At 35.5% G+C, this 524-nt stretch carries 1 protein-coding gene; it reads left to right on the forward strand.

Features of this window, described 5'->3' with window-relative positions:
- Positions 1–78 precede the first annotated feature (78 nt).
- On the forward strand, positions 79–486 hold the full coding sequence (locus FCV43_RS02120) for an H-NS family nucleoid-associated regulatory protein (protein ID WP_017052221.1): 408 nt from the start codon (positions 79–81) through the stop codon (positions 484–486).
- The last annotated feature ends 38 nt before the right edge of the window (positions 487–524 follow it).

Genomic DNA, 524 nt, shown 5'->3' on the forward strand with positions numbered 1-524 from the left:
TAATAATTAATATTGTCTTATTAGCTGATGATGTTTATTATTGTTTAAACCCCCTTATTTAATCGAACAGGAAAAGTCATGTTGGAACTAACTAAAACACTACTTAATATTCGTAGTCTTCGTGCATTTTCACGTGAACTAACACTTGAGCAATTAGAAGAAGCACTAGAAAAACTTACAATTGTGGTTCAAGAGCGTCAAGAATCTGAAGCTGAAGAGCGTGAAGCACGCGAAGAGCGTGAAGCTAAATTAGCTGAATATGCACAGATGATTGCAAAAGACGGTATTGATGTTGAAGATTTAATTGCCGCTCTTTCTGGCGAAACTAAATCTACAACTAAGAAAAAACGTGCACCACGCCCTGCTAAATATAAATATGTAGATGGTAACGGTGACGAAAAAACTTGGACTGGTCAAGGTCGCACACCTTCAGCAATCCAAGATCAATTAGATGCTGGTAAATCTTTAGAAGATTTCGCTATTTAATTGAATTAATATATTCAAAAAAAAGGCTTCCAATTGGA

Source organism: Vibrio genomosp. F6 (assembly GCF_005146325.1).
GTDB lineage: Bacteria > Pseudomonadota > Gammaproteobacteria > Enterobacterales > Vibrionaceae > Vibrio > Vibrio cortegadensis.